The 24,982-nt window shown below is 74.5% G+C and carries 8 protein-coding genes; 3 read left to right on the top strand and 5 right to left on the bottom strand.

Features of this window, described 5'->3' with window-relative positions; all coding sequences use genetic code 11:
- The 5 genes from IEZ08_RS23980 to IEZ08_RS23960 form a co-directional block, all read right to left on the bottom strand.
- A partial coding sequence (locus IEZ08_RS23980; RefSeq protein ID WP_189242934.1) for a HAMP domain-containing protein occupies positions 1–873 on the bottom strand: 873 nt, incomplete at its 3' end.
- Between the two features lie 120 nt (positions 874–993).
- Positions 994–1,794 carry a hypothetical protein gene (locus tag IEZ08_RS23975; protein WP_068923375.1) on the bottom strand — a complete coding sequence of 267 codons (801 nt, stop codon included), beginning with the start codon at positions 1,792–1,794 and terminating at the stop codon, positions 994–996.
- An 83-nt stretch (positions 1,795–1,877) separates the two neighbouring features.
- Entirely contained in the window at positions 1,878–2,672 is a 795-nt protein-coding gene (locus IEZ08_RS23970; RefSeq protein WP_189242933.1) for an ArsR/SmtB family transcription factor, read from the bottom strand.
- 225 nt (positions 2,673–2,897) lie between these two features.
- A complete protein-coding gene (locus tag IEZ08_RS23965) occupies positions 2,898–6,029 on the bottom strand; it encodes a non-ribosomal peptide synthetase (protein WP_176728483.1) in 3,132 nt (1,043 codons plus the stop codon).
- Positions 6,026–12,562 (bottom strand): non-ribosomal peptide synthetase, encoded by a 6,537-nt coding sequence (locus IEZ08_RS23960; protein WP_229803457.1) that lies wholly within the window; start codon positions 12,560–12,562, stop codon positions 6,026–6,028. The genes IEZ08_RS23965 and IEZ08_RS23960 overlap by 4 nt, the downstream gene beginning before the upstream one ends.
- A 306-nt stretch (positions 12,563–12,868) precedes the next feature.
- On the opposite strand from IEZ08_RS23960, the gene IEZ08_RS39750 reads away from it, so the two are divergent.
- The 3 genes from IEZ08_RS39750 to IEZ08_RS23945 are packed head-to-tail and all read left to right on the top strand — an operon-like array spanning position 12,869 to position 24,884.
- A complete protein-coding gene (locus tag IEZ08_RS39750) occupies positions 12,869–14,179 on the top strand; it encodes a thioesterase II family protein (RefSeq protein WP_203863461.1) in 1,311 nt (436 codons plus the stop codon).
- Between the two features lie 26 nt (positions 14,180–14,205).
- The gene (locus tag IEZ08_RS23950; protein ID WP_189242931.1) at positions 14,206–19,332 is read left to right on the top strand and encodes a non-ribosomal peptide synthetase; all 5,127 of its coding nucleotides are present in this window, start codon (positions 14,206–14,208) and stop codon (positions 19,330–19,332) included.
- Positions 19,329–24,884: a type I polyketide synthase gene (locus tag IEZ08_RS23945; protein WP_189242930.1), complete on the top strand. Its 5,556-nt coding sequence runs from the start codon at positions 19,329–19,331 to the stop codon at positions 24,882–24,884. The genes IEZ08_RS23950 and IEZ08_RS23945 overlap by 4 nt, the downstream gene beginning before the upstream one ends.
- Positions 24,885–24,982: the final 98 nt, after the last annotated feature.

The following is a 24,982-nucleotide window of genomic DNA, read 5'->3' as shown; positions in this document are numbered from 1 at the left end:
GTAGTTGACCGAGTCGGTCAGGTCCCGCCAGGTGCCCGAGACGCCCTTGACGTCGGCCTGGCCGCCCAGGCGCCCATCGGTGCCGACCTCGCGGGCCACCCGGGTGACCTCGTCGGCGAAGCTCGACAGCTGGTCCACCATGGTGTTGATGGTGGTCTTGAGCTCCAGGATCTCGCCGCGGGCGTCCACGGTGATCTTCTGTGACAGGTCGCCCTTGGCCACCGCGGTGGTGACCTGGGCGATGCTGCGGACCTGGTCGGTGAGGTTGCCGGCCATGTAGTTGACCGAGTCGGTCAGATCGCGCCAGGTGCCCGAGACGCCCTTGACGTCGGCCTGGCCGCCCAGCCGGCCCTCGGTGCCGACCTCGCGGGCCACCCGGGTCACCTCGGCGGCGAAGGACGACAGCTGGTCCACCATGGTGTTCAGCGTGTTCTTCAGCTCCAGGATCTCGCCCCGGACGTCCACGGTGATCTTCCGGGAGAGGTCTCCGGTGGCCACCGCGGTCGCGACCTGCGCGATGTCGCGGACCTGGTCGGTGAGGTTGCCGGCCATGGCGTTGACGGAGTCGGTGAGGTCCTTCCAGGTGCCCGAGACGCCGGGCACGTCGGCCTGGCCGCCGAGCTGACCCTCGGTGCCGACCTCGCGCGCCACGCGGGTGACCTCGGAGGTGAACAGGGAGAGCTGGTCCACCATGCCGTTGAACACGGTGGCGATCTCCTTCAGCAGCCCGTCGCCCTCGTCCGGCAGACGGGTGCCGAAGTCACCGTCGCGTACGGCCGTCAGCCCGGCCAGGAGCTGGCGCAGGTCCAGTTCTTCGACGCCTCCGGCCTTCGTGGAGGTGCGTTTTGCCACGGAGGCGGCGGTCTCAGACATGTGCACCATTGCATCTCTACAACCTGGGCAGGTCACGCAATGGTATGACTCAGGGCCTCGGTAGGTGGCCTGACGGCTGGTGAACTTGTGTGTTTTCTTAAAATCCGTGTTCTCGGCTGGTCATGGGCGGCCGGGCTCCGGATGCCCGCGCCCGCGCCGTGAGCCCGCGTAGGCGGTCGCGCGCGCCCACCGCAGCAGGCCGTGCAGCTGCAGGGCCGGATGGCTGTTGACCACCGGGTCGAACGCCGTCTCCTCCGCCTCGGGGAGCGGGGTGTGCACGCTCAGGAGCGCCAGGGGCCGGTTGTGGAACCCCTCGATGCCCAGGGCGAAGCGGAGCGGCGCGGCCTCGACGACCGGGACGAGTTCGCCGGGGTCGGGGGAGGTGGCCCGGCCGCGGTCCGTCGCGACGGCCAGGAACCGGAGCCGCCCGGCCGCGTGCCGGTAGGAGACCAGGCTGGAGAAGACGCCGGAGGTGAACCCGGTGCTGGGGAAGGGCACGGACTTCGGCCACGCGGTCGTGGTCAGCAGCAGGTCGAGGCTGCCGTGGGGCGCCGAGTCGCAGGGCAGGCGGATCGCCAGGCCGAGCGCGTCGGGCAGCCGTCCCGGCAGGGAGGCCCCTTTCGACAGGCGCACCTGCACCTCGTGCTCTCCCGGTTCGTCGAGGACGGGGATGCCCAGGTAGATGTCGGGATGGTTGAGGACCCGGAAGGTCGCGGCGAAGGACCGCCCGCGGGTGTGCAGGGCGCGTCCGCGGCGCAGCGCCGCGACGGTCCGGGCCAGCGTGTGCAGGACTCCGGACCGCTGAGGCCGAGAGGAGCCCGGGTGGGTCCGGGAAGAGTCCGGGTGGGTCCGGGAAGAGTCCGGGTGGGTCCGGGAAGAGTCCGGGTGTGTCCGGGAAGATCGAGATGAGGAAGACACCATGGGACCCGTCTACCCCCGCATCCGGGTCTCATGGCATCACGGGCCGGGATGGGCGCGGTCGCGTAGCCGGGACTCGATCGGGGTCACGCGTCGTCCGGCAGCGGTTCGCCGGTCTCCAGCAGCGACTTCAGGCTCGCCACCACGTTCGGCCAGCCGTGGCTGACCATCTCGGCCAGATCCGATCCGGGCTCGAAGCCGTCGTGCACGACGGTGAGCTTCACGACCTGCGCGGCGGCCTCTTCGATCGTGAAGGTGACCTTCGAACGGGGTTCGGCGGACAACCGGGAGAGCAGCCCCTCGTCCCAGCCGAAGCGCTTGGCGAGCTCCGGGGTGATGGCGTGCCAGGTGTAGGAGAGCCGGTTGTAGGGCTCGGCCTCCAGCACGACCTGCTCCGGGTCGCTGATCAGCACGCCGTGGTTGTCCCAGGTCATCGGCGAGCCGGCGGACCAGTCCGTGGTGAACTCCGTGGCCCAGTAGCGGCGGGTGAAGGCGGGCTCGGTCAGCGCCTGCCAGAGCTTCTGCGGGGTGGTGCGGATGTAGGTGGTGTAGACGAAGGTCGGCGCGTCCATCGGGGTCTCCTCCAGGGCGAGTTTCAGGTCCGCCAGGGCTTGCGCCCTGGCCCGGTCGTAACGGCTGATCCACCGATGGGCGATCTCGTGCACGGGCGCGGCGTTGAGGTAGTGCAGCTTCTCCCGCCCCCGCCGCACGGTGGTGACGAGTCCGGCCTCCTCCAGTACCGCGAGGTGCTTGCTGACGGACTGCCTGGCCATGTCGAGCCCGGCACACAGCTCGCGCAGCGTCTGCCCGTTGCGGGCGTTGAGCGAGTCGAGCAGCGCGCGGCGGCTCGGATCGGCCAGCGCCTTGAACACCTCGTCCATGTCCGCCCTCGTATCAGGGTTGCCGTCAGTGGATGTGCAGCCAACTAGCTGCCTTTAAATTATGCAGCCGGATGGCTGCCTGTCAAGGCGTGCGGCCGTGACGGGTGGACGTGGAGACCGATCACCCCCGGCGCGGCCTCCGGGTGCCGGGGGTGTGCATGCCCGCCTCCGGCGGGGGAGCGGGGCCAGGCCGGTTCGGCGAGGCGGGCGCCCGGCCCGGGTGTTTCAGGCGCGCCCGTCGATCAGTGACGCCGCCTCCTCCTCGGAGAGCCGGTCGATCTCGGCAGCCAGGTGCTCCTCGACGGCGGCCGCGAGCAGGCGGATCGTACGGGTGCCGAACAGGATGTTCATCGGCAGGTCGATGCCGACCTCGGAGCAGATCCGGGCGACGACCTTGGTGCCGAGCAGAGAGTGGCCGCCGACGTCGAAGAAGTCGTCGTCGACGCCCACCTCCGGCCGGCCCAGGACCTCGCACCAGATCTCGTGCACCAGCTCCTCGCTCGCGGTGGACGGCCGGGCCGCCGGGGACGCCTCGCCGCCCGCCCGCGGCGCGGGCAGGGCGGCGCGGTCCAGCTTGCCGTTGGGCAGCCGGGGGAAGTCGCCGACCTGTACGTACAGGCTGGGCGTCATCGTGGCGGGCAGGCGGTTGTGCAGGAACGCCCGGAGCTCCGCGGCGGGGATCTCGGGGCCGCCGGGGCCGCCGGTGTCGAGGTAGGCGACCAGCGCCCGGCCTCCGGGGGCGTCGTCCCGCACCGCCGCGACCGCCCGGCGCACGCCGGGATGGGCCGCCAGCGCCGCCTCCACCTCGCCGAGCTCGATCCGCACGCCCCGGACCTTGACCTGGTCGTCGACGCGTCCCAGGAACTCCAGCGTGCCGTCGGGCGCCCGCCGTACGAGGTCGCCGGTCCGGTAGAGCCGGGAGCCGGTGCCGAAGGGGTCGGCGACGAAGCGCGTCGCGGTCAGGCCGGGACGGCCGTGGTAGCCGCGGGCGACGCCGTCGCCGCCCAGGTAGAGCTCGCCCGCCACCCCCGGCGGGACCGGCTCCAGCGCCGCGTCCAGGACGTGGGCCGCGGTGTTGGCCACCGGCGGGCCGATGGAGACGGTCCCGGCCTCCCGGGGCACCCGGCAGGCGGTCGACCAGATCGTCGTCTCCGTCGGCCCGTAGAGGTTCCACACCTCCCCGGCGATCTCGTGGAGCCGTCCGGCCAGGTGGGCCGGGAGCGGCTCGCCGCCGCTGAAGACCCGGGGCAGCCCGGCGGGCAGATGGTCGGCGATCTCCGCCAGCACCGACGGCGGCGCCTGCACCGTGGTCACCCCCGCCTCGGTGACCAGCGCACTGAGCCCGCCCGTGCCGTACGGCGGGGCGAGCACCACGGTCCCGCCCGCCAGCAGCGGCCCGAAGATCTCCAGCGCGGCGATGTCGAAGGAGAGCGAGGTCAGCAGCAGCATCCGCTCCTCCGCGGTGAAGCCCAGGCCGGTGACCAGGTTCACCACGCCCCGGTGCGGGACCATCACCCCCTTGGGCGTGCCCGTCGACCCGGAGGTGTAGATCACGTAGGCGAGGGCGTCGGGGGAGACGTCCTGCGGGGGCAGCGGCGGCAGGGCCCCCGGCAGGAGCGCGTCCAGCAGGATCGCGGGCGGGTGGTCGCTCGGCAGGCGCTCCACGAGCGTCGAGCGGGTCAGCAGCAGGGTGGCGCCCGAGTCGGCGAGCATGAAGCGGAGCCGTTCGGCCGGGTAGTCCGGGTCCAGCGGCACGTAGCAGCCCCCGGCCTTCAGCACCGCCAGCAGGGCCACGATCAGGTCGGGGTCCCTCGGCAGGCACACCGCCACCGGCGTCTGCGCGCGGACCCCGCGCTGGCGCAGCCGGCGGGCCAGGGCGTCGGCCCGCTCCTCCAGCCGGGCGTAGGTCAGCGTCACCGTCCCGGACGCTCCGCCCGCCACGACCGCGGGGGCGTCCGGCGTCCGCGCCGCCTGCTCGGCGACCAGCTCGTGCAGCGGGCGCCGCGGGTACGGTGTCGCCGGGCCGTGCCCCGCGGCCAGCGCCAGGGCGCGCTCCTCCTCCCGCATCAGGGGAAGCCGGGAGACCGGCAGGCCGGGGTCGCCGAGGGCCGCCTCCAGGAGGGTCAGGAAGCCGGAGACGAGGCGGCGGACGGTCGCCTCCTCGAACAGGTCGGTGCTGTACTCGACCCAGCCGCTCAGGCTGCCGCCGCCGGGGTTCTGCACCTCCAGGGTGAGATCGGTCTTGGCCGTCCCGGTGGCCAGCTGGCGGCCGTGCGCCTCGATCGGCAGCTGGTTGAACCCGATCTGGTAGAGCGGGGTCCGGCCGGGGTCGCGCGGCGGCCGGAGCGCCTCCACCAGCTTGGCGAACGGCACCTCCTGGTGGTCGAGGGCCTCCAGCACGGTGGCGCGCACCCGCTCCAGCGCCTCGCCGAACGCCGGGTCGCCGCCCAGGTCCACGCGGAGCGGCAGGGTGTTGACGAACATGCCGATCAGCGGGTTCAGCTCCGGCAGCTCGCGACCGGCCACCGGGGAGCCCACGACGATGTCGGACCGGCCCGTCCAGCGGGCCACCAGCGCCGCGAACGCGGTCAGCAGCACCATGAACGGCGTGGTGCCCGTCCGCCTGGCGAGATCGGCGACCCGCTCGGCCGTGCCGTCCGGCACGGAGAATCCGACGGTGGCTCCCGCGTAACCGAGCTCGGCCGGGCGGGGACGGTCCGCGGGAAGCTCCACCGGGACGCTCCCGGCCAGCTGCTTGCGCCAGTAGTCCAGGTCGGCGTCGAGCGTCCCGCCGGTGAGCCGGTCGCGCTGCCAGACGGCGTAGTCGGCGTACTGGATCGTCAGTTCCGGCAGACGCGGCGGCCGCTCCTCGCGCAGCGCCGCGCAGAGCTCGGTCAGCTCCTCGGCGAAGATCTGCGCGGACCAGGCGTCGTAGACCGTGTGGTGGGCGACGAAGAGCAGCCGCCACTCGTCCGGCCCCAGGCGCACCAGCCGGGCCCGCCAGAGCGGGGCACGGTCGAGGGAGAACGGCGCGGACGTCTCCTCGGCGGCGATCCGGTCGAACTCCGCCCCGGGGTCGGCCGCGCCCGAGACGTCGCTGCGGGCGAGGACCACCGGGACGTCGGCGGCGATCACCTGGACGACCTGCCCGTCCCGGAAGGCGAGCGCGGTGCGCAACGGCTCGTGCCGGCGCACCAGCAGGCCGAGCGCCCGTTCCAGCAGCTCCGGGTCCACCGGCCGGATCAGCGGCAGGGAGGAGCAGGTCGCGATGTTGTAGACCGCGAGGCCGGGCTGGAGCGAGGTGAGGAACCAGATCCTCTCCTGCGCGAACGAGGCGGGGAAGACGTCGCCGGTCAACGGCCCTCCTTCACGGGGTCCTTCAGGCATTCGCGGATCTCTCCGGTGATGGGGACCAGCGCGTCGGTCTCACCGATGGTGGCCAGCCAGCCCCACTGGTCCAGCGCGTGGTAGAGCCGGTAGAGGGCGACGCGCTCGGCCCAGTCGGCGGGCAGCTCGCCGTACCCGGCCAGCAGCTCCCGGCGGCGCACCGGGTCGCCCCGGACCGCGAAGTAGTCGGTCTTCGCCAGGTCCATGAGCGGGTCGCCGCCCAGGGCGTTCTCCATGTCGATGACGCCGGTCAGGTGCCACGACCCGTCGCGCTCGGCGACCATCACGTTCCGCTCGTGGAAGTCGTGGTGGCACAGCACGGGGGTGCGGCAGCGGGCGAGCAGGTGCCGCCGGGCCGCGACGTACTCCACGATCTCGGCGTGCAGGGCCGGGTCGCCGCCGAACTCGGCGAGCTGGGCCGTCCGCAGGTCGAGCTGGCCGCCCAGATAGGCCTCGTTGGACGGCTCGCGCACCCCGTCGAGCGGGCCGAACTCCCGCAGCTCCACCCCGTGCAGGGCGCGCAGCGCGGTCCCCATCTCCCGGTACAGGCCGGCGACGGCCGCCTCGGGCAGGGAGCCGGACACCTCCGACAGCGGCCGTCCCTCCACCTTCGTCATGACCAGGTAGGCGCGGGGCAGCTCGCGCCTGGACTCGTCCCACTTCACCACCTCGGGCGCCGGGACGCCGCTGCCGCGCAGCAGGTCGTAGACGAGCATCTCCTTGTGGAGCCTGGCGGTGAACAGATCGGGGTAGATCTTCACGATCAGGTCCGGGTGCGGCAGGCTCCGGTCGGCGCAGCGGACCTCGTAGACCGCGCTGATCTCCCCGCCGGTGCGCAGCACGACCCGCTCGACCTCGGTGTCCAGCAGCTCGGAGGCCTTCTCCGCCGGCAGCGGCATGGTGAGCGCCTTGGCGAACGCGGGCGCGCTCCAGGCCAGGCTGACGCGGTTGCCTGCGCGTTCGCGCAGGGCCTGGGCCCCGACCAGGTCGTCGGGCACGGCCTCGGGGACCTCGTCGTCGAACCGGGCGAGAACCGGGATCCGCATCGAGACGAGCACGTGTACGGCGATGCCGAGGCCGAGCACGATGTACATGAGGGCGATGCCCCGGCCCTCGCCCACGCCGATCACGGCGCCCACGGTCGGGGCCAGCGCGCCCCCCGGGACCAGCAGCGGCTCCAGCAGGCGCTCGCCCAACGGCGCGACCACCGCCATGCCCAGCGGCAGCGTGGACCAGGAGATCATCTGGTTGACCGCCATGACCCGCCCGTGGAAGCGCTGCGGCACCTTCACGTGCACGATCGTCATGAAGATGCCGTTGACGATCGACAGGCTGCACCACAGGCCGAAGGCGCCGACCCCCACGACCAGGGGGGAGGCGTGCAGGCCGGTGACGACCGCGAAGAAGCTCAGCAGCAGCGTGGCCAGGAGCACCCCGCGCATCCGGCGCCGGCGCGGGCCGCCCCACAGCGCGACCACCAGGCCGCCCAGGGTGGCGCCCACGCCGCCGGCGAAGGAGATCTGCCCGGCGGTGGAGAGCGGGGCGAAGGACAGCACCAGCGGCGAGATCGACAGCAGCAGCGCCGCCAGCATCACGTTCAGAGCCGCGAAGTACAGCAGGGCGGCCCGCAGGTGGCGGTTCCCGAACGACATCCGGAAACCGTTGGCGATCTCCGCCGTCAGCGTCTCCCGGCGCACGTGCGCCATCGTGGCGGGGAAGCGGACGAGCGCGAGCACGCCCAGCAGCACCCCGAAACTGGCCACGTCGACGACGAGGATGCCGCTCAGGCCGATCGAGGACAGCAGCGCCACGGCCACCAGCGGCGCGACGAACTGCGAGGTGCCCATCACCATCTGCACGACACCGGCCGCGTGGCCCAGGTACTGCTTGGGCACCAGCTGGGGCAGGGCGGTGGTGAAGGCCAGGCGCTGGAAGATCAGGGCGATCGACAGGCAGGCGGTCAGCGGGTAGAAGTGCCAGATCTGCAGGCTCCCGCTCCACAGCAGCGCGCCCAGGACGAGCTGCACCCCGCCGGCCAGGCAGGCGCCCGTGACCATCATCCGGCGCTTGCCCGCCCGGTCCACCAATGCGCCGATCAGCGGCGCGGCCACCACACCCGGCATGATCGACAGGGCGGTGAACAGCGCGAAGTCCACCAGCGACCCGGTCGTCAGGTAGATCCAGACGGGGATGGCGAAGTCCGTCACCGCGGTCCCCGTCATCGAGACCAGCTGGGCCAGGGCGACGACCATGAACCGCCGCATGCTGGGGTCCGGCGCGGGCCGCCCGCCCGTCCGGCGTTCCCGCGTGCGGGTCTCCGGTGCCGTACGGCCGCCCGCGGGCTCCCCGGCCCAGGACCCCTCGGCCCCGGACTCCGGGGTCCCGCGGGACAGGACGGAGGTCTCCTCGATCCACCAGCCCGCGGCCGGGCCCCGCGAGGTCCGGTCGAGTGTGTGCGCGGCGCCGTAGCCCATCGCGATGTGGGTGTTGGTCAGGATCTCCGCCAGGTCCTCGGCCCGGTACTTCAGGAAGTAGTGCCCGGCCTCGTCGAGGATGACCAGCGCCGTCTCGGGGCTGAGGAAGTGCCACTCCCGGTAGCGCTCGCGGTAGTAGTCCGTCGCGGGGTCCTGCTCTCCCACCACCGAGACGACCGGCGCGCGGAGCGGGGTGATCTCCTCCCGCAGCAGCCGGGTGAAGGTCTCCTCGGCGATCAGGGTGTCCTGGCGCTGGTTGCGGACCATGAACCTGATCTGTTCCTCGTCGAGCCCGGAGACGTCGTTGCCCATCGACTTCATCCGGTTCTCGTAGGCCCGGTCGCCGCGCAGCCGGTCCGTCCGGAGCAGCCGCCCGAGCGGGCCGGCGATGCGGCCCGTGGGCCGGGCGAACGGGAAGATCGCGCCGATGTAGACGGCCTCCAGCTCCCGGCCGCGCGCCTCCAGCCGCCTGGCGACCTCCACGGCGAGCGCGCCGCCGATGCCGCAGTGACCGTAGATCGCCAGCGGGCCGTCGATGCCCTCCAGGATCTCCGTGACGCACTGGTCGGCGATCTCGTCCAGGGGCTTGGTCTCCTCGTCGGGCAGACCGGGGTCGTGCCCGGGGAAGGCCATGGCGTACAGCGCGCACTCCTCGGGCAGCGCGTCCGCCAGCGGCTGGAAGACCATGGCCTGGCCGCCGCCGTACGGGATGCAGACATAAGTGATGCTCCGCTGCGGACCCGGCCGGGTCAGCTCGTACAGCAGGGAGCGGGGCCCCTGCGGCGCGTCGGGCCGCTCCACCAGCTCCGCCAGGGCGCGCACCGTCGGGTTCTTGAACAGGTCCATGACCCCGATGGCGCGCCCTCCCCCCAGATCGGGCAGCGCCTTGCGCAGGCGGGCGACCACCTGGATGGCCACCAGGGAGTGGCCGCCGAGTTCGAAGAAGTCGTCGTCGGCCCCGACGCTCTCCACGTCCAGCAGTTCCCGCCACACCCCGGCGATGGCGCGTTCGGCGGGCGTGGCCGGTTCCGCGCCCCGCCCGCCGGTCTCCCCGGGCCGCGGCGGGGCCGGCAGCGCCGCCCGGTCCAGCTTGCCGTTGGGGCTCAGCGGCAGCGCGTCCAGCACCACGATCGCGGAGGGCACCATGGCGTCGGGCAGGGCGGCTCTGAGCGCCGCCCGCAGCGCGGCCGTGTCGGGCCCCGCGAGCTCCGCGTCCGGGACGACGTAGGCCACCAGCCGCCGGTCGCCGGGCGCGCCGTCCTCCCGGACGACCGCCACCGCCTCGCCCACGCCCGGCTGCTCGCGCAGGACCGACTCGATCTCGCCCAGTTCGATCCGCTGACCACGGATCTTGACCTGGGTGTCGATCCGGCCCAGGAAGAGGATCGACCCGTCCCGGCGGAGCCGTACGAGGTCCCCGGTCTTGTACAGCCGCGCGCCCGCAGGGCCGAACGGGTCGGGAACGAAGCGCTCGGCGGTCAGGCCGGGCCGCCCGTGGTAGCCGGTGGCCAGCTGGACCCCGCCGATGTGCAGCTCGCCCGGGACCCCGAAGGGCACGGGCCGCAGGTGCCGGTCGAGGACGTACAGCTCGGTGTTCTGCACCGGGCGCCCGATGGGCACCGCCGCGTCCCCCGGGACGCAGCGCCACAGGGTGACGTCCACGGCCGCCTCGGTCGGACCGTACAGGTTGTACAGCTCGGTGCCCGGCAGCCGCGCGAAGAACCGCTCGGCCACGTGCGCGGGCAGCTCCTCGCCGCTGCACACGACCCGCCGCAGCGAGGAGCAGCGCTCGATCTCCTCCTCGGCCAGGAACGCCGCCAGCATCGACGGCACGAAGTGCATCGTCGTGACGCCTCGCGAGGCGATCAGATCGCGCAGGTAGGCGGCGTCCCGGTGGCCGCCGGGGCGGGCCAGCAGGAGCCGGGCCCCGGTGATCAGCGGCCAGAAGAACTCCCACACCGACACGTCGAACCCCGCCGGGGTCTTCTGCAGGACGACGTCGCCGGAGGTCAGGCGGTAGGCCCGCTGCATCCAGTCGAGCCGGTTGACGATGCCCGCGTGCGTGTTCGGCACCCCCTTGGGGCGGCCCGTCGAACCCGAGGTGTAGATCATGTAGGCGATGTCACCGGAGGTCGCGGAGCGGGGGAGCGCCGGGGAGGACGACGCCGCGCAGGGGCAGTCCGGCGGATCCTCCTCCAGCGACACGGTGACCGCGTCCGCCGCCGGCAGGCGGTCCCTGACGGCCTCCTGGACGAGCAGGACCGCGGCCCCGGCGTCGGAGAGCATGAAGGCCAGCCGGTCGGCGGGGTAGTCCGGGTCCAGCGGGACGTAGGCCGCGCCCGCCTTCAGCACCGCCAGCAGACCGGTGACCAGCTCGGGGGAGCGTTCGGCGCAGATCGCCACCCGGGAGCCGGGACCTGTGCCCAGCTCGCGCAGCCGGTGGGCGAGCCGGCCGGCCCGCGCGTCGAGCTCGGCGTAGGTCAGCCGCACGTCCTCGAACTCCACGGCCACGGCGTCCGGGGTCCGCGCGGCCTGCGCCTCGAACAGCGCGCCGAGCGTGGCCTCCCGGTCGTACGGCACCCGCGGCCCGGCGGCCCGTGCGAGGATCAGCTCCCGCTCGTCCGGTGAGAGGATCTCCAGCCGGGACAGAGGGATGTCCGGCTCCGCGACGGCCGCGCGCAGCAGCGTCCCGAAGTGCGCGGCCAGGCCCGCGACCGTGTCCGCGGCGAAGAGATCGCGGTTGTAGACGAGGGTCCCGCGCAGCCCCTCCGGCTCCTCCTCCAGGAAGAGTTCGAGGTCGAAGCGGGCGGCGGGGGCGTCGAGGCCGAGCGGCTCGGCGGTCAGGCCCGGCCAGGGCGGGCGCTGCGCGCCGCGGTAGCTCTGGAAGGCGAGGCCGACCTGGAAGACCGGCGGCCGGGACACGTCCCGGGCGATCCCCAGCTCCCCGACCAGCCGTTCGAAGGGCAGTTCCTGGTGGGCGTAGGCGTCCGTGGTGCTCCTGCGGACCCGGTCCAGCAGCTCCCGGAAGGCCGGGTCGCCGCCCAGGTCGGCGCGGACCGCCAGGACGTTGATGAACAGGCCGATCACGCCCTCCAGCTCGCGGCGCGGGCGCCCGCCCACCGGGGAGCCGACCGCGAAGTCGTCCTGACCCGAGTAGCGGCCGAGAAGGGCCTGGAACGCCGCGAGCATCGCCATGTGCAGCGTGGCATCCTCCCGCCTGGCGAGCCCGGCCACCGCGTCCACCAGCTCGCGGTCCAGGAGGAAGACGTGGGAGGCGCCGGCGTAGGTCTGCTCGGCGGCGCGCCTGCCGTCGGCGGGCAGCTCCAGCGGCGGGACACCGGCCAGTCGCTCCCGCCAGTAGTCCAGATCCGTCTCGGCGACCGGGCGCTCACGCTGCCACAGAGCGTAGTCGCCGTACTGGATCTCCGGTTCGGGCAGGTCGGCGCCGCTGTAGAGCGCGCGCAGCTCCTCGGTGAGGATCTCGACGGACCAGCCGTCGGCCACGATGTGGTGGACGGCCACCAGCAGCGCGTGGTCGTCCTCGGCCAGCCGGACGAGCGTCGAGCGGATCGGCGGGCCGGCGGCGAGGTCGAAGGGGCGGGCCATCTCGGCGCTCAGGATCTCCACGGCGGCCGCCTCGCCGTCGGCCGCGGCGCGGCGCAGCTCGATCTCGGCCTCCTCGCCGACGACGACGTACGGGCGGCCGTCCTCGTCGCAGGGGAAGCGCATCCGCAGGCTCTCGTGCCGGGCCACGACGGCGCGCAGGGCGAGCTCCAGCCGGTCGGGGTCGAGGGAGCCGCGCAGCCGGAGGGAGACCGGGATCGTGTAGGCGGCGTTCCCCGGGGCGAACTGGTCCATGAACCACAGCCGCTCCTGCCCGAACGAGAGCGGGACCGGCCGGTCCGGAGGGCGCGCCGGGATGGCGCGGACCGGCGCGGAGGCCCGGCGGCGCAGGCGCTGCTCGAGGAGGGCGCGCTTGGCGCCGGAGAGTTGGACGTTGCTCGATGACAGACCGGGCGACGATGTCACACCAAGTTCACTTTCGGGTGGGTGGCGCGTTACACCTGATGAAGGACATTCATGCATATCCGCCCGTGCTGAGTCGAGATGGGAAGACTGTCACAAATGAATCATTTGTGAATTAGGATGTCCGAAATAGGCAATATTTACGACCGTAATTTATGTTGACGCCGTCTTGGAGCGGTAGATATAAGGGGATTTGTCATATGGATTAACCCCCCCTCTGAGCCTCCTTGCGCTTGAATCCCTCCTGTGAACCTGTCTCTCTCTGAACCCGTCCGATGCAGTACGGCCCCGCAGAGGAGCGCCCGTTAGATGGCGATCGAGCCCCTCTCGATGACGCGACCACTCCCCTCCCCGCCCGCCCCTCCCACGCTGTTCTGCCTTCCCTACGCGGGAGGAGCGGCCGGCGCCTACTACGGCCTCCGCGGTGTTTCGGACACCGTTGAGGTCGTCCCCATCCAGCTCCCCGGCCGGGAGAACCGGATCGCCGAGCCGCCGGAGTTCTCCGTGCCGGAGATCGCGGACGAGATCGCCCCGCGCACGGGGCGGCCGTACGCCCTCTACGGGCACAGCATGGGGGCGCGGATCGCCTTCGAGGTCGCCCGCGAGCTGCGCCGCAGAGGGCTGCCCCCGCCCCTGAGGCTCTACGCCGCGGCCGCCCACCCCCCGGACCGGAGGGTGCCGCTGGCCGCCGCGGCGGACCTGCCCGACGACGCGTTCGTGGACCAGCTCGTACGGCGCGCGGGGGCTCCGGCGGAGCTCAAGGACATACCGGAGCTGCGGGAGCTGCTCCTGCCCGTGCTGCGGGCGGACTTCGCCTGGATCAAGAGGTACCGCTACGTGCCCGGGCCGCCGCTGGAGGTTCCCGTGGTGGCGTTCGCGGGCCTCGACGACGGCGAGGTGCCGCCGGGCGACATGCTGGGCTGGGCCCGGCACACCCGCGCCGGATTCGGGCTGCGGACCCTGCGCGGCGGCCACTTCTTCCTCAGGGACGCGCCCGCGGAGCTCGCCCGGTTGATCGCCGAGGACCTCTCCGGCCCGTCGGATCCCGCCTCGGGACCGCCGTCCGCGGAGGACGACGAGATCCGCATACGCGTGGCCCCCGCCGGGGACCGCTCCGCGCCGCCCCCCAGAGATGAGGACGGGCCCGTGGACGGCTACCCGGGGGTGCCCGGCGGCGGAGCGGGACGGCTCTCCCGCTCCGTGGACCGGGCGGACGGCCTGGTGGCCGAGGCGGTCATCCGGGGCGGCGCCGTCGGGGTGGCCGTGGGACGGCTGGAGACGCGGTCCCCGGACGACGGAGCCGAAGAACTGCGGGAACCCTCTTCCGGCGGCGGGCTCGGGCCGGGGGAGTGGGAGCAGATAGCGGACGCGGCCGAGGAGGACCGGCCCTGGCTGGCGCTCCGCGCCCAGACGGCCAGGCGGGCGCTGCTCCACGCGGGCGCGCGGGACCTGGCCGCGAGCGGGTTCCCGGACCTGGCCGCCCCGGGGCCGTGGCACGTGGGCGGCGACTGGTGGATCACCCATCTGTCCCTGCCCACGCCGCTGGGCGAGGCGGTCGCGGCGATCGCCGCGCCGCGCGGCCGGATGCGGCTGAGAGCCGACATCCGGACCGGGCGATGAGAAGCGGTGACGGAAAGGGTGGGCGGATGACCTCGGGGCAGCTCCTGCACGACCTCGTCGTGGAACAGGCCGCCCGCACCCCGGACGCGACGGCCGTCCGGCAGTGGGACCGTACACTGACCTACCGCGAGCTGACGGACGCCGCGGGCACGCTGGCCGGCCGCCTGCGCGAGGCGGGCGTCGGCCCGGAGACCAGGGTCGGCGTCTGCGGGCGCCGCACGCCCGACCTCCTCGTGTCGGTGCTGGGGATCATGATGGCGGGCGGGGCCTACGTGCCGCTGGACCCGTCGCACCCGCCCGCCAGGCTGCGGACGATCATCGAGGACGCGGGCATCGGCACGGTCGTCGCCGACGCCGCCGGGCACGAGCTGCTCGCCGGGGTCCCGGTACGGCTGCTGGGAGCGCGCGACACCGGCCCGAGCGGCTCGGGTGGCCTGGGCGGTTCAGGCGGTCCGGGCGGCGCGGAGGGTCCGGCGGCATCCGGCGGCCCGGCCGGAGCGCCCGGCGGCCCTCCCCGGACCCTGCCGGGGCACGCCGCCTACGTCCTGTACACCTCCGGGTCCACCGGGCGGCCCAAGGGCGTCGTGGTCTCCCACGCCGCCGCCGTGTCCTTCGTCCGGATGGCCGGCGACCTGTTCGGCCTGGACGCCTCGTGCCGCAGCATCGGCTTCGCCGCGCTCGGGTTCGACGTGTCGGTCCTCGACGTCTTCGCCCCGCTGGCCAGGGGCGGCTCGGTGATGTTCGTCCCCGACGGGGACCGGGTCGATCCGGTCCGCCTCCAGCGGTTCCTGGAACGCCACGAGGTGACCTGGGGGACCGTCCCGCCCGCGCTGCTCCCGCTGCTCGACCCGGACCGCCTGCCCCTGCTGCGCGACCTGCTCACCGCGGGGGAACCGGCGGGCCCCGAGCAGGTGGCCCGCTGGGCGCGGCCGGGACTGCGGCGCTTCCACAACTGGTACGGCCCCACCGAGACCACGGTCTGCGTGGTCGGCGGCGAGCTGACCGGCACCTGGGACCGGCCGCTGCCGATCGGCCACGCGCTGCCCGGTTGCACCGCGCACATCCTCGACGACCGGCTCGCCCCCTGTCCGCCGGGCACCCCCGGCGAGCTGTGCATCGGCGGCCCCCAGCTCGCCCGGGGCTACCTCGACCGGCCCGGCCTGACCGCCGAACGGTTCGTCGCCGACCCCTACGGCCCGCCCGGCTCCCGGCTCTACCGGACCGGCGACCGCGTCGTGCTGGAGCCGGACGGCCGGATCGGATTCCTCGGACGGCTGGACCGGCAGGTCAAGGTGCAGGGCCAGCGGGTGGAGATCGGAGAGATCGAGTCGGTGCTCCGCGCCCACCCGGACGTCCGCCACGCGGTGGTGGACCTGGCCGCGGGCCCCGGCGGGCTGGCCGAGCTGACCGCCTACCTGGCGCCCGAGTCCGCCCCCGGCCTCGACGGCGTCCGCGACCACTGCCTGGCCAGGCTCCCGTCCTACATGGTCCCCACCCGGGTGGTCCGCCTGCCGCTGCTGCCGCTGACCGTGGCGGGCAAGGTGGACCTGGACCGCCTGCGCTCCCGCGACGACGGGGACGGCCCGGTGCGGGCGCCCCGGAGCGAGACCGAGAAGGCGGTCGCCGCGGTCTGGGCGAGGACGTTCGAGACGCGCGAGCCCGGCCTCGACGACGACTTCTTCGCCTCCGGCGGCCACTCCCTACTCGCCATGCACCTGGTGGCCGGGCTCCGGGCCGAGCTGCGCAGGGAGATCGCCGTCGAGGACGTGCTGGCCGGCCGCACGGTCGAGGGCCTCGCCCGCCGGGTGGCGCAGGCCCCGCCGGTCGCGGACATCCCCGCCGGGACCGCTCCCGAGCTGTCCGCCACCCAGCGGCGGATGTGGTTCGTGGAGCGGCTGGCCCCCGGCACCCCGGTGCACAACATCGCGATGGCCCAGCGGCTGACCGGTCCGCTCGACACCGGGGCCCTGCGCGCGGCGCTGACGGCGGTCGCCGCCCGGCACGAGGTGCTCCGCTGGCGGATCGAGGAGTCGGGGGGCGTCCCGCGCGTGGCCGTGGACCCTCCCGGCGAGGTGCCGCTGCCGGTCAGCGACCCGGCCGATCCCTCCCCGGGGGAGGCGCCGCAGGCGGACGGCGGCCCGGGGACGCTCGCCGGGGCGTGGCCGGACGGCGACGTGCCGGAGGAGGTCGCGGCGTGGCTGGAGGCGGAGGCCCGCACGCCCTTCGACCTCGCGGCGGGGCCGCTGTGGCGGGCGCGGCTGCTCCGGCTCGCACCCGACGATCACGTGCTGGCCGTCACGGCCCACCACATCGTGTTCGACGGCTGGTCGCAGGAGGTGCTCCGCGCCGATCTCGCCCGCGCCTACCGGGGCGAGCCCCTGGCCCCGCTCACCACCGCCTTCGGCGACTACGCCGCCTGGCTCGCCGGGCGGGAGGACTCCGCGTCGCTCGACTGGTGGGCGGATCACCTCGCCGGGGCGCCCGCCGTACTGGATCTGCCGCGTGACCTGCCGCGGCCCGCCGTGCAGACCTTCGAGGGCGCGGCGGCCCGGACCGAGGCGGGCGCGGAGACCGGCGCCCGGGTCCGCGAGCTGGCCGCCCGGCTGGGCACGACGCCGTACGCCGTGCTGCTCGCCGCGTTCGCCCAGGTCATGCGGAGGCTCACCGGCCAGGCCGAGATGGTCGTCGGGACGCCGGTCGCCGACCGTCGCGATCCCGCGTTCGAGCAGCTCATCGGCTGCCTCGTGCAGGTGCTCCCGGTACGGCTGGCGGTGCGGGACGACGAGGCGTTCGCCGGCCACGTGGCCGCGTGCCGCCAGGAGCTGTCCGACGTCTTCGCCCACCTGGACCTCCGCCTGGAACGTCTCGTCGACCGGCTGGGGGCGGGGCGCGACCTGTCGCGCAACCCCCTGATCCAGGTCCTGTTCAACATGTACGACCTCACCGGACCCGGCCTGGACCTGGCCGGGACCACCGCCCGCCCGCTCCCGCCCGGACTGCCGGGCTCCCTGTTCGACCTCACGCTCTACGTCGGCGAGCACGGCGGCGGCTACGTGTTCCAGGCCGTGTACAACCCCCGGTTGTTCCGTTCCGAGCGGATCGAGGCGCTGCTGGCCGGATACGTCCACCTGCTCGGTGAACTGGTCGCCGAGCCGGAGGCGCCCGTACGGCTCGCGTCGATGCGCCCGCCGGGCACTCGGCTGCCCGGCGACGGCGCGGTCCACCCGTCCGGCGGTGCGACCGCCCCGTCCGCCGGTTCCGACGCCGGCGTCGAGGGCGTCGAGGGCGTCGTGGAACGTGTCCTGGCGAGGGCGGCTGAGCACCCGGACCGGGTCGCGGTCACCGGAGCGGGCGGCGAGCTGACCTACGGCGAGCTGGCCGCCCTGGTGAGGTGGACCGCCGCCGCGACCGCCGCCGAGGCCGCTCCCGGCCGGGCCGTCGCGGTCCTGGCCGACCGGCGGTGCGAGCTGCCCGCCCTGCTGCTCGGAGTGCTGGCCGCCGGAGCCCGCTGGGCCGTACTCGATCCGGCCCTCCCGCCCGCCCGGCTGGCCGCCCAGGCGGCGGCCGTGGACGCCCGCGCGCTGCTGTGCTGCCCCGGCACGGCTCCGCCCCCCGAACTGGCCGGGCTCCCGCCGGTGCGGGCCCTCCCGCCGGAGGGGACTCCGGTGGCGGGACCCGGGCCGATCGTCCCGGCGCGGGAGCGCGGATACCTGGCCTTCACCTCCGGCAGCACGGGCGACCCCAAGCCCGTGCGGGCGGCGGAGGAACCGCTCGCCCGCTTCCTCCGCTGGTATCCCGGAGCGTACGGCCTGACCCCCCAGGACCGGTTCGCCCTGCTCGCCGGGCTCGCCCACGACCCCCTGCTCCGCGACGTCTTCACCCCGCTCGTCCTGGGCGGCTCGCTCCACGTCCCCCACCAGGACGACATCCGCGACCCCGCCCGCCTGGCCGCGTGGCTGCGCGACCGCGCGGTCACCGTCGCCCACCTCACCCCGCAGCTGGCCATGCTCGTCGCCGCCGCCGGGATCAGGCTGCCGGACCTGCGGCTGGCCGTGTTCGGCGGGGACCGGCTCACCTGGGCGCAGGCCGCCCGGTTCCGGCGGGCCGCACCCGGCGCGCGTCTGGTGAACGCCTACGGCACCACCGAGACACCCCAGATCCAGGCGGTCTTCGAGATCGCGGACGGCGCCCGCGCCGGCCACGGTGATCACGGTGATCACGGTGATCACGGGGATCCCGTCCCGGTCGGACACGGGATCGACGGCGCGGAACTGCTCGTCCTCGGCGGGAACGGGCTGCCGGCCGCCGTCGGGGAGCTGGGCGAGGTGGTGGTCCGCAGCCGCAGGCTGGCCGAGGGCTACCTCGACGAGAGGCTCACCAAGGAGCGCTTCGCCGTGGAGGCGGACGGCGGGACGGGCCGCTACCGGACGGGGGACCTGGGCCGCTACGACCCCGAGGGGCGGGCGGTGCTCGCCGGGAGGGCCGACGGGCAGGTGAAGATCCGCGGCTACCGCGTCGAGCTGGGTGAGATCGAGGGCGCCCTCCTGGAGCATCCGGAGGTCCGGGCCGCCGCCGCGGCCGTCGCCGACCGGCCGGGCGGGCCGGTGCTGCGCGCCTACGCCGTCGCCGCCGGGCCGGGCCTGCGGACGGCCGACCTCCGCCGCCACCTCGGTGAGCGGCTGCCCGCCCACGCCCTGCCCGCCGACGTGATCCTGCTGCCCGCGCTGCCCCTCACCCCGAACGGGAAGGTCGACCGGGCCGCGCTGCCCGAGCCCGCGCCCCGCCCGGCCGGCACCCGCGCCGACGAACCGGCCGGCGCCACCGAACGTCTCGTCGCAGGCGTCTGGCGGGAGGTCCTCGGCCTGCCGAGGATCTCCGCCGGAGAGAACTTCTTCGAGATCGGCGGGCACTCGCTCGCCACCGCCGAGGTCCAGGCCCGTCTGGCCACGTTGCTCGGCCGCACCGTGCCCATCGTGGACCTGTTCCGTTTTCCCACAGTCCGCGCCCTCGCCGCGCACCTCGACGGCGCGGAGCGCACCCAGGGCCCGGAGCGGGCCTCCCGGCGGATCGCCGCGAGGCAGGCCCGGACCCCGTCCCGCAGGGCACCATCCCGCCGGCCGTACCAGGCCGGGAGACAGGAGAATGAGGAATGACCGAGGAATATGCGGTCGAGCCGATCGCGGTCGTCGGGCTCGCCTGCCGTATGCCGGGCGCCCCGGACGTCCCGTCGTTCTGGCGCAACCTCGTCGACGGCGTGGAGTCGGTCAGGTTCTACACCCGGGAGGAGCAGGCCGCGCTCGGCGTGCCCGACTATCTCCTCGACGATCCGAGTTTCGTGCGCGCGGCCTCCATCGCCGACGACTACGGCGCGCTGGACGCCGCCTTCTTCGGCATGTCGCCGCGCGAGGCCCAGCTGCGCGATCCGCAGCAGCGGATGTTCCTGGAGCTGTCCCACAGCGCGCTGGAGGACGCCGGGTACGATCCCGCGCGCTACCCGGGGGCGATCGGCGTCTACGGGGCGATCGGCTCCGACGAGTACCAGTGGATGTTCATCCGCCGGGACCGCAAGACGCACGCCTCCGTCGGCAACCTCGCCATCTACACCGGCAACCATCCCGACTACCTGTCCACCCTCGTCTCCTACAAGCTCGACCTGCGCGGTCCCAGCCTGACCCTGCACACCGCCTGCTCCTCCTCGCTCGTCGCCATCCACGTGGCCTGCGAGGCGCTGCGGTCCGGCGAGTGCGACATGGCGCTCAGCGGCGGCGTGTCGATCGAGATGCCGCCCGAGTGGGGCTACCAGTACCACCAGGACGGCATCTACGCCCCCGACGGGCACTGCCGGGCGTTCGACGCCTCCGCGGCGGGCACGATCTGGGGCGGCGGCGGAGGCATCGCCGTGCTCAAGAGGCTCTCCGACGCCCTCGCCGACGGCGACCACGTCCGGGCCATCGTGATCGGCAACGCCATCAACAACGACGGGGCCACCAAGGTGGGCTTCTCGGCGCCGAGCGTCGAGGGACAGGCCGCCGCGGTCTCCCAGGCCCTCGACCTGGCCGGCGTCGATCCCCGGACCATCACCTACGTGGAGGCGCACGGCACCGGCACCTCCCTGGGCGACCCGATCGAGGTGGCGGCCCTGTCGAGCGTGTTCTCCAGGGAGACCGACGAGGCCGGCTGGTGCGGGATCGGCTCGGTCAAGACCAACATCGGGCACCTCGGCCCCGCCGCGGGCATCGCCGGGTTCATCAAGACGGTCCTGTCGATCGAGCACGGCATGATCCCGCCCAACCTCAACTACGAGAAGCCCAACCCCCGGATCGGCTTCGGCGAGAACCCCTTCCACGTCGTGTCCACCCTCACCAAGTGGGAGACCGGGGACCTCCCGCGCAGGGCGGGCGTCAGCTCCTTCGGCATCGGCGGCACCAACGCGCACGCCGTACTCGAACAGGCCCCGCCTGCGGACCCCGCCCCCCGAGAGGAGCGCCCGGTCCACCTGCTGCAGCTGTCGGCCCGCACCTCCTCCGCGCTGGAGGCCATGGCGGGCAGGCTCGCCGACCGGCTGGCGGGCGCGGCGGACCTGGACCTGGCGGACGTCGCCTTCACCCTGCGCACCGGGCGCAAGCAGATGAAGCACCGCGCCGCGGTGGTCGCCTCCGACGTCGCCGACGCGGCCGCCGCCCTGGCCGACCCCCGCCGCCTGCTCCGGGACACGGCAGGTACGGCCCCGCGCGTGGCGTGGCTCTTCTCCGGCCAGGGCGCGCAGTACGCCGGGATGGGCGCCGGGCTCTACCGCACCGAGCCGGTCTTCCGGGAGGCCGTGGACGAGTGCGCCGCCCTCCTCCGCGACGAACTCGGCCTCGACCTGCGCGAGCTGCTCTTCCCGCCGGACGACGAGCGGGAGGCCGCCGACGAGCGGCTCCGGCAGACCGCCCTCACCCAGCCCGCCCTGTTCACCGTCGAGTACGCGCTGACCCGTCTGTGGCGCTCCTGGGGCGTCGAACCGGACGCGATGATCGGCCACAGCATCGGCGAGTACGTCGCGGCGACCGTGGCCGGGGTCTTCGACCTGCCCGGCGCGCTGCGCCTGGTCGCCGCCCGCGGCAGGCTGATGCAGAGCATGCCGCCGGGCTCGATGCTCGCCGTCCGCCTGGACGAGGCCGAGGTCCGCGGGAACCTCCCCGACGGCCTGTCGATCGCGACCGTCAACGGGCCCGGGACCTGCGTCGTGGCCGGCCCCACCGGCCTGGTCGAGGAGTACGCCGAGCGCCTGGCGGAGCAGGGCGTGGGACGCACGATGCTGCGCACCTCGCACGCCTTCCACTCGGCCATGATGGAGCCCGTCCTCGCCGAGTTCCACCAGATCGTCGCCTCCGTCCCCCGGGCCGTCCCCGCCCTGCCCTTCCTGTCCAACGTCACCGGCGCCTGGATCACCGCCGAGGACGCCGCCGACCCCGCCTACTGGACCCGCCACCTGCGGGAGGCGGTCCGGTTCGGCGACTGCGTGGCGACCCTCCTGGCGGAGGGGGAGTGGCGGCTCGTCGAGTGCGGCCCCGGCCGCCAGCTGGCCGGACTGGCCCGGACCCAGCTGCCGCAGGGGGCGCCCGCGCCGCTGGCGAGCCTGCCCGGCCCGGCCGACCCCAAGACCGACCCGGAGGTGCTCTACGCCGCCGCGGGAGCCCTGTGGGCCGCGGGGGCCCCGCTCGACGCCGACGCCCTGGGCGCCCCCGGGCGGCGCGTCCCGCTGCCCGGCTACCCCTTCGAGCGCTCGCGCCACTGGGTGCCGATCCTTCCCGACCCGCAGCTGGTCTATCCGCTCCCGCCGCGCACCGGGGCGCTCCCCGTGGAGGAGTGGTTCAGCCTCCCGGCCTGGCGGCAGGAGCCCGTCCCGCCCGCCGCCGGCTCCTCTTCGCCGGACCGCTGCCTGGTCTTCGCCGGGCCGTCCGCCGCCCCGCTGGTGGCGGCGCTGCGCGCGGCCGGGACCGAGGCGCTGACCGTCGCCCCCGGCGAGGAGTACGGCCGCGCGGACGGCGGGTTCACGATCCGCCCCGGGGTCCGCGAGGACTACGAGGCCCTGATCGCCGAGACCGGCGTGCCGGAGCGGATCGTCCACGCCTGGACGCTCGACGGCGTGCCCGCCCATGACGCGGCCGGCACCCTGGCCGCCCAGGACCTCGGCTTCTTCAGCCTGCTCACCCTGGTCCAGGCGCTGGCGGCGGCCGAGCGGGAGGCCGGCGTGCACCTGGACGTGCTGACCGCCGGGACGCAGGGGGTGCTCGGCCCCGACCTGACCCGTCCCGAGCACGCGACGGTGGCCGGGATCGCCAAGGTCGTCCCGCTGGAGGCGCCCTGGCTGTCGGTCCGCCACATCGACCTGGAGGCCGGGACCGCGCGCGGTTCGGACGGTCCCGAGGGCGCGGTGCCGTACGCGTTCGGCGCCGTCCTGACCGAACTGGCCCGCGACCCCGCGCTCGACACTCCCGAGGAGGGCACGCCGCCCTCGCCGGTGGTGCTGCGCTCCGGGCGGCGCTGGGTGCGCGGCTACGAGCCGGTGCCGGTGGCCGCCCCGGCCGACGGGGACGGCCCGCCCGCCGGGCTGCGCGAGGGCGGTGTCTACCTCGTCACCGGCGGCCTCGGCGGGATCGGGCTCACCCTGGCCGAGGACCTCGCCCGGCGCGTCCGGGCCAGGCTCGTCCTGCTCGGCAGGTCGGGCCTGCCCCCGCGGGAGGAGTGGGACGCGCTCGGCGGCGGGACGGACCGGACCGCGCGGGCGATCGCGGCGGTGCGCCGGATGGAGGCGGCGGGAGCCGAGGTGCTCGTGCTGGCCACGGACGTGACCGACCCGGCGGACGTGCGCCGTACCCGAGAGGAGGCGCTCGCGCGGTTCGGCCGCATCGACGGGATCGTGCACGCCGCGGGCCTGCCCGGCGGCGGCATGGCCGAGGTCAAGGAACGCGCGGAGGCCGAACGGGTGATGGCGCCCAAGCTGGCCGGCACGATCGCGCTCCGCGAGGCGTTCGGCGACCTGGACCTGGACTTCGTGGCGCTGTGCTCCTCGGTGACCGCGGTGGCGGGCGGTTTCGGCCAGGTCGACTACTGCGCCGCCAACAACTTCCTCGACGCCTACGCCCAGACCTGGCCCGGACGGGTCCTGTCGGTCAACTGGGGCGCCTGGCTGGAGGTCGGCATGGCCGCCGAGGTCGCCGCGCCGGTGGCCTTCCGGGCGCTGCAGCGCGGTGACCGGGTCAGCCCGCTGGACCACCCCGTCCTCACCCACCGGCACGAATCCGACGACCGGCTGCCCTGGACCTCCGGGACGATCTCCCCGGACACCCACTGGCTGCTGGCCGAGCACCGCGTCGCCGGTGAACCGGTGCTGCCCGGCACCGGTTACCTGGAGACGGTCCGCCACGCCTTCGAGGCGACCGTGCCCGCCCCCGGCCCCGACCACGCCGTCGAACTGCGCGACGTCGCCTTCGTGGCGCCGCTGGCGGTCGCCGAGGGCGCCACGGCCGAGCTGCGGGTGCTGTTCTCGCCCGGCGGGGACGGCGTGGACTTCGAGGTGGTGAGCGTCGTCGGCGGGACGACCCGGTCGCACGCCAGGGGCGGCGCGGCGTGGGTGCCGGCGGACGGGCAGGCCGCCGACCTGGCCGAGCTGCGCGAGCGGTGCTCGTACGGCTCCCGCGAGGGGGCGGCGGACCTGTTCGCCTCCGCCTCCGGCCTGGTCACCTTCGGCCCCCGCTGGAGGAGCCTGCGCGCCGTGCACCTCGGGCAGGAGGAGGAACTCGCCCGGCTGGAGGCGGCCCCCGAGGCCGCGGACGAGCTCGGCCGGTTCACGCTCCACCCCGCCCTGCTCGACGAGGCGACCGCGTTCGTCAGCGCCGCGGGCGAGCACAGCTACCTGCCGCTCGGCTACGGCCGGATCACCGTGCACGCGCCGCTCCCGGCCCGGTTCTGGAGCCACGCCCAGCACCGTGACACCGGGGGAGGCGAGGTCATCGCCGTCGACCTCGCCCTCTACGACGACGACGGCCGCGTGCTCGTCGAGATCTCCGACTTCGTGCTCCGCCGGGTCGACAAGGGCGCCGTCGCCGCGACGGTCGGCGAGGGCGCCAGGGAGACGTCCGAGCAGCCCGTCGTGGCCGAGGGGTCCGCCGCGGCCGGGGCGGCGGTGGACCTGGAGGGAACCCAGCGCGGGATCTCGCCCGCCGCCGGGGCCGACGCCTTCCGGCGCCTGCTGGCCGCCGGCTCCGGGGAGTTCGGCACGCAGGTGGTCGTCAACGCCACCGACCTGACGGAGTTCGTGGCGGGTGTGCGCGAGCTGACCCAGGAGACCGTCGCCGAGCAGCTCGACCTGGCGGCCGGTGACGCCGCCGGGAGCGCGGACGGCTACGTCGCGCCCCGCAACGAGACCGAGAGCATGCTCGCCGGTCTCTGGGGCGAGGTGCTCGGCGCGAGCCGGGTCGGCGTGGAGGACGACTTCTTCGAGCTCGGCGGGAACTCGCTCGTCGCGGTCCAGCTCATCGCGCTGCTGCGGAAGAAGGCCGGGGTACGGCTGCCCATGCGCACCCTGTTCCGGGTTCCCACGGTGACGGGGATGGCCGCCCTGGTCGAGGAGATGCGCGGGAAGGCCGCCGCCGGAGACGAGGCTCCGGCAGGCTCGACGACCATCGTCCGCCAGCCCCGCACCACCTCGGCGAACTGAGCCCGGCAAGCCGAGCCCGGCGGGTCCCGCCTCCGGGCTCGGTTCCGGCTTCCGCCGGGTTCCGGGGACGCTCCGCGTGGCGTTCCCCGGGACCCGGA

Source organism: Planobispora rosea, from assembly GCF_014648175.1.
GTDB classification, from domain to species: domain Bacteria; phylum Actinomycetota; class Actinomycetes; order Streptosporangiales; family Streptosporangiaceae; genus Planobispora; species Planobispora rosea.
Note: the sequence above shows the minus strand (reverse complement) of the source record. Positions and strands in the feature narration are given on the sequence as shown.

Coding starts and splice junctions, on each gene's coding strand:
- IEZ08_RS23975 (WP_068923375.1), bottom strand. CDS start 1,794: ATGGTGTCTTCCTCATCTCGATCTTCCCGGACACACCCGGACTCTTCC.
- IEZ08_RS23945 (WP_189242930.1), top strand. CDS start 19,329: ATGACCGAGGAATATGCGGTCGAGCCGATCGCGGTCGTCGGGCTCGCC.
- IEZ08_RS23950 (WP_189242931.1), top strand. CDS start 14,206: ATGACCTCGGGGCAGCTCCTGCACGACCTCGTCGTGGAACAGGCCGCC.
- IEZ08_RS39750 (WP_203863461.1), top strand. CDS start 12,869: ATGGCGATCGAGCCCCTCTCGATGACGCGACCACTCCCCTCCCCGCCC.
- IEZ08_RS23970 (WP_189242933.1), bottom strand. CDS start 2,672: ATGGACGAGGTGTTCAAGGCGCTGGCCGATCCGAGCCGCCGCGCGCTG.